General features: G+C 68.9%; 4 protein-coding genes. 3 read left to right on the top strand and 1 reads right to left on the bottom strand.

Translation table 11 applies throughout. The annotated features are described in order from the left end of the window. Nucleotides 1-825: 825 nt before the first annotated feature. Nucleotides 826-2,172, bottom strand: a complete 1,347-nt coding sequence (locus tag H504_RS0126095; RefSeq protein ID WP_026425178.1) for an alpha-lytic protease prodomain-containing protein — start codon at nucleotides 2,170-2,172, stop codon at nucleotides 826-828. A gap of 125 nt (nucleotides 2,173-2,297) precedes the next feature. Between H504_RS0126095 and H504_RS0126090 the strand changes: the two genes are divergently transcribed. The 3 genes from H504_RS0126090 to H504_RS0126080 are packed head-to-tail and all read left to right on the top strand — an operon-like array spanning nucleotide 2,298 to nucleotide 4,903. After that, nucleotides 2,298-3,080 carry an SDR family NAD(P)-dependent oxidoreductase gene (locus tag H504_RS0126090; RefSeq protein WP_035306221.1) on the top strand — a complete coding sequence of 261 codons (783 nt, stop codon included), beginning with the start codon at nucleotides 2,298-2,300 and terminating at the stop codon, nucleotides 3,078-3,080. An 18-nt stretch (nucleotides 3,081-3,098) separates the two neighbouring features. Next, complete coding sequence (locus H504_RS0126085) at nucleotides 3,099-4,613, top strand: phytoene desaturase family protein (RefSeq protein WP_026425176.1); 1,515 nt, start codon at nucleotides 3,099-3,101, stop codon at nucleotides 4,611-4,613. Then, on the top strand, nucleotides 4,610-4,903 hold the full coding sequence (locus H504_RS0126080; protein WP_157440642.1) for an SCO4225 family membrane protein: 294 nt from the start codon (nucleotides 4,610-4,612) through the stop codon (nucleotides 4,901-4,903). The genes H504_RS0126085 and H504_RS0126080 overlap by 4 nt, the downstream gene beginning before the upstream one ends. Nucleotides 4,904-5,077: the final 174 nt, after the last annotated feature.

The raw sequence follows: 5,077 nt of genomic DNA, 5'->3' as shown, positions 1-5,077 counted from the left end.
CTTCTGCCCCCCACCCAGCCCTCACACCCACCCGCGCTCAACCCCCCCAGCGCCCTCAGGCGCTTCCCCCCGCGCACAGCCCGGCCCCCACCCTCACCGGGGGGCGTCCCCGATGCCAGTCTACCGGCCAATGAAGATCAACAGCGGACCCAAGCTTGCCCTGTGGATAACTTCGAGTCATGGGGGAGTTGGAGTCCGCACCCCGTCGAGAAGGCATCATCAAGACCACGCGTCCGGGCGCGACGGACCAACTACGCCCAAGATCTCCACCCCCCCCGCACCGCACAACCCCAGCAACGGACTCTCATGCCCACCAGCGCTCTTAGCGCATACCCCCGGGCGCAGCCCGGCCCCCACCCTCACCGGGGGGCGACCCCGGTGCCAGTCTACCGGTTGACGAAGGTCAACAGCGCACCCGAGCTCAGCCTGTGGATAACTAGAGGTCATGCGGAGAACGGAGGTCGGCATGCGGTCAAGAACGGGCATCATCAAGACCGTGCGTCCAGGCGGCGGACCAATCACGCCTAAGAGCCAACAAAACCCAGGCGGCACAACTTCGGCAACGGGTTCTTATGCCCACCAGCGCTCTTAGCGCGTACCCCCGGGCGCAGCCCGGCCCCCACCCTCACCGGGGGGCGGCCCCGGACCCAGTTTACCGGTCGGTGAGCGGGAAGGGGAGGGGGCGGGGCGGGCTGTGGATAACTTGGCGGGAGGTGTGCAGGTCGTAGGGGAGGGGGGCGGAAAGTTCACACGTGTGGGGCAAAAAGGTGGGCCGCTCTCGACGCCTGCGTTCGTCGAGAGCGGCCCGGTTTGGGGGGAGGGGATTTACCGGATGGTCTGGGCCCAGAGGGAGGGCACGTTTGGCGGCTCCCAGCCGGGCAGGGAGTAGTGGCCCTGGATGGCCCGGTAGGACACGCCGTTGTAGGTGACGGTCGCGCCGACGGCGTAGTTGGTGTACGGGGCCCACGAGGTGTTGCCCGGTGGGGTGCCCGGCGTCGTGGTGGTGGTGCCGGAGGTGGGCGGGGTGCTGCCGGAGGTCAGCAGTTGGATGCCGAGGGCGGACAGCGCCGCGTTGATCGGCTGGAAGTAGAAGGTGCCGCCCGAGGTGCAGTTGCCGGAGCCGCCGGAGGTGACGCCCTGCGCCTGGGTGCCCGCGAGCCACGAACCGCCGGAGTCGCCGGGTTCGGCGCAGGCGTTGGTCCGGGTGAGGCCGTACACGGAGCCTTCCTGGTAGTTCACGGTGGCGTTCTTCTGCTGGATGGTGCCGCAGTGCCAGCCGGTGGTGGAGCCGGAACGGCAGACGGAGGCGCCGACGGCGGCCTCGGTGCTGCCCGCGACGCTGACGTTGGTGCCGTCGTAGTGGTTCACCAGTGGCCGCGGGGTGTTACCGGCGGCGACGCGGACCCAGCCGTAGTCGTTGCCGGGGAACGTCGAGTTGACGACGCTGCCGCTGGGCTGGGTGGTCTGGGTGCCGGGCGTACCACAGTGGCCCGCGGTGACGAAGCCACCGTTGACCGCGAAGCCGATGGAGCAGCGGCTGCCGCCACCGAAGTAGTAGGCGTTGCCGCCGATGACGTCGATCAGCGTGCGCGGAGCCTCAGTGGTCTCCTGGTAGCTGATGGCGGCGGTGTCCAGGCCCGCGCTCTTGGCCCACGCGGCCGCGGTGCCCTGGGTGCCCGACTTGGTCAGCACGACCACGGTGTTGGTGGTGGTGTCGACGTACCAGCCCGGGACGGACTTGGGGGCCTGCTTGGCGGTGCGGTCGAGCTTGGCCTTCGCGTCGTTGAGCTGGGACTCGCTCCGACTGACGACCTTCGGGACGGCGCCGAGGCCGCGTACCTGGTCGGCCTTGCTCGCGTCGGTCAGCGCGACGGTGAACGTGGTGGCTCCCGCGTCCAGCCACGCGCCGCCGAAGGCCGGGCCGAGCGTGGTGCGCAGCGCCTGCTCGTTGGCCGTGGCCTTCTGCTCGCGGGCCATCCGCTGGCGGGCCTGGTCGGGGGTGATCTTGAAGTCGCGGGCCATCGCGGCCAGCATCTGCGGTGAGGCCGCGTCGGCGACGGGCGCCTGCGGGGTGGCGGGGGCCGCCGTCGCGTTGTTGTTGATGGCTACTGCGGTCGCGAGACCGGCCGCGGTTAAGACCGCCGTGGCTGCGGCGGTGAACTTCCGGTTCATCACGCTCTCCTACCGAGGGCGAGTTGTGCAGGGTAAGACCCGACGGTAGGAGGGGGATCGCCCATATTGGTACATACCAATGAGGTCATACTTCCTTTATCCGGCAACACAGGTGGGGTGTGAACATGAATAGTGGGAACGAATACGGGGTACGACCTGCTCGGCGAATCCTGGTTACCGGTGCGTCCGGCGGTATTGGGGCGGCGGTCGCCCGCGCCTTCGCTGCGCTGGGTGACCGCGTGGCCGTGCATTACTCCAGCCGGGTGGATCGCGCCGAACGGTTGGTGACCGAACTGGGTGACGGGCACCTGGCGGTTGGTGCCGACTTGTCCGATCCGGCCGCCGTCCCCGGCCTGGTTCAGACCACTGTGGACGGTCTCGGTGGTATCGATGTCCTGGTCAACAACGCCGCGCTGGTCACCACGTCACACCCGCCGGTCACCACGGACTACGAGACCTGGGCGCGCGTCTGGCAGGAGGTGTTGGCCGTGAACCTGATCGGCGCGGCCAACCTGACCCACCAGGTCGCCGGTCGCATGGTCGAGCAGGGGACCGGCGGGCGGATCGTCAACGTCGGCTCGCGGGGCGCGTTCCGGGGTGAACCGGAGAACGCCGCTTATGGGGCGAGCAAAGCGGGGCTGCACTCGTTGGGGCAATCGCTCGCTGTTGCCCTTGCCCCGCACGGCATTGCCGTTGCCTCTGTCGCGCCCGGTTTTGTCGACACAGACAGGGTTTCCGAGCGTCTGTCGGGCGAGCGCGGTGACGCTATCCGCGCGCAGAGCCCATACGGTCGCGTGGCGACACCTGAAGAGGTGGCATCGGCTGTCGTGTATTTGGCGTCGCCGCAGGCACAGTGGGCGTCGGGGGCGATTCTTGACCTCAACGGAGCTTCTTACCTGCGGAGCTAGCCGACTACGGTCGGACTGGTGGACGCACATGACGTAGTCGTGGTCGGCGGCGGGCACAATGCGCTCGTCGCCGCGACCTACCTCGCTCGCGCGGGACGGTCGGTGCTGGTGCTCGAACGCCTCGACCACGTGGGTGGGGCCGCAGTGAGCGCCAGCCCGTTCCCGGGCGTGCGTTTGTCCCGGTACTCCTACCTGGTCAGCTTGCTTCCGGACCAGATCGTGTCCGACCTGGGGCTACGGCTGACGCTGCGCAACCGTGCCGTGTCCTCGTACACGCCGGTGGTGCGCGACGGTAGGCATACCGGACTCCTGGTGGGCGGTAGCGCTACCGAGGACTCCTTCCGTTCGCTGACCGGTTCGGATGCCGAGTACCAGCGGTGGCAGGAGTTCTACGGATCTATCGCGCGGATGGCAGAGGTGGTGGCCTCCACCCTGCTATCGCCGCTGCCCTCTCGAGAAGTGCTACGCGGCCTGGTTGCCGATGCCGCTGGCGCCAACGCGTGGCGGTGGGTCTTCGACCAGCCCCTCGCGCAGACGCTGGAAGAGGTCTTCACCGACGACGTAGTGCGCGGCGTTGTCGCTACCGACGGCCTTATCGGCACGCACACCTCCTTGGCGTCACCTGACCTGATGGCGAATCGCTGCTTCCTCTATCACGTCATCGGTAACGGCACTGGCGACTGGCGGGTCCCCGTCGGCGGGATGGGTGCGGTGACGGCGGAGTTGGCGCGGGTCGCCCGCGAATCCGGGGTCCGGGTCGTGACGTCTGCCGAGGTCACGGCCGTTTCCGCCGACGGGACGACCGCCGAGGTCGGCTACCGGCACGACGACGTCGAGCACACGGTCGCCGCCCGTTACGTCCTGTCCGGCGTTGCGCCCAGCGTTCTCGACCGACTGCTCGGCCGACCACCACGCGACACGGCATCCGGTGCGCAGTTGAAGGTCAACGTGCTGCTCGACCGCCTCCCGCGCCTGCGTTCCGGCGTACCCGCGGCGGACGCCTTCGCAGGCACCTTCCACCTCGACGAGTCCTATTCGGACCTGGAGACGGCCTACCGGGAGAGTGCCGCCGGTGACCTCCCGCTGCGCCCACCCGGCGAGATGTACTGCCACACGCTCACCGACCGCTCCATTGTGGACTCACCGGACGGGCACACCCTGACCCTCTTCGGCCTGCACACCCCCACTGGTTTGTTCGCCGACCCCCGAGCCCGCGACGAACTCGTCGCGCGTTATTTCGCCGGCCTCAACCGCTACCTCCTCGACCCGATCGAAAGCTGCCTCACCCACGTCGACGGCCACCCGTGCCTCGAAGTCCGCACCCCGCTGGACTTGGAAGCCGAACTGGCCATGCCGTCCGGCAACATCTTCCACGGCGCCCTGACCTGGCCCTACTCGTCAACCCCCGACTGGGGCGTCGCCACCGACATCGCCAACGTCCTAGTCTGCGCCAGCTCCGCCCAACGCGGCGGCGGTGTCAGCGGTATCGCGGGCCACAACGCCGCCATGTCGCTCCTCGGCAGCGACCGATGAGGTGGAGCAACGCGGTGGCCGCCCGCAAGGTGGTATTGGGCTACATCGGCGTGGTCATCGCGGTGTTCGTGGTCGTCGCCGCCCTGCTGATCACCCACGACGGCCCCGACGCCTCGTCCGCCCCCGTCCTCGCCGTCGGCGCGACCCTGCCCACCTCATTGGTGATCATCCTGATCCCCGGCCTGCCCGAGCCGTGGGATGGCATCAGCGCCGCCACGACCCTGGTCACCTCCGCTCTCCTGCAGGCCTACTTCCTCTGGCTCCTCTTCCGCGGCCGCCGCATCCCGTGACTCGCGCTGCCCCGGACCACGGTCTGCCCTGCCCGCGCCACCATCCGACCGGCTACCTAGCCGACCGATCGCCAGCGACCTGCGCGACCACTCGACTGCGCGACCACTCGACTGCGCGACCACTCGACTGCGCGACCACTCGACTGCGCGACCACTCGACTGCGCGACCACTCG

The sequence above is a fragment of the Actinokineospora inagensis DSM 44258 genome, from assembly GCF_000482865.1.
Classification (GTDB): Bacteria; Actinomycetota; Actinomycetes; order Mycobacteriales; family Pseudonocardiaceae; genus Actinokineospora; species Actinokineospora inagensis.
The sequence above is the reverse complement of the archived record's forward strand: the minus strand, read 5'-3'. Positions and strand labels throughout refer to the sequence as shown.

Excerpts from the sequence above, each read along its gene's own strand:
- H504_RS0126095 (WP_026425178.1), bottom strand. The coding sequence starts at position 2,172 with ATGAACCGGAAGTTCACCGCCGCAGCCACGGCGGTCTTAACCGCGGCC.
- H504_RS0126090 (WP_035306221.1), top strand. The coding sequence starts at position 2,298 with ATGAATAGTGGGAACGAATACGGGGTACGACCTGCTCGGCGAATCCTG.
- H504_RS0126080 (WP_157440642.1), top strand. The coding sequence starts at position 4,610 with ATGAGGTGGAGCAACGCGGTGGCCGCCCGCAAGGTGGTATTGGGCTAC.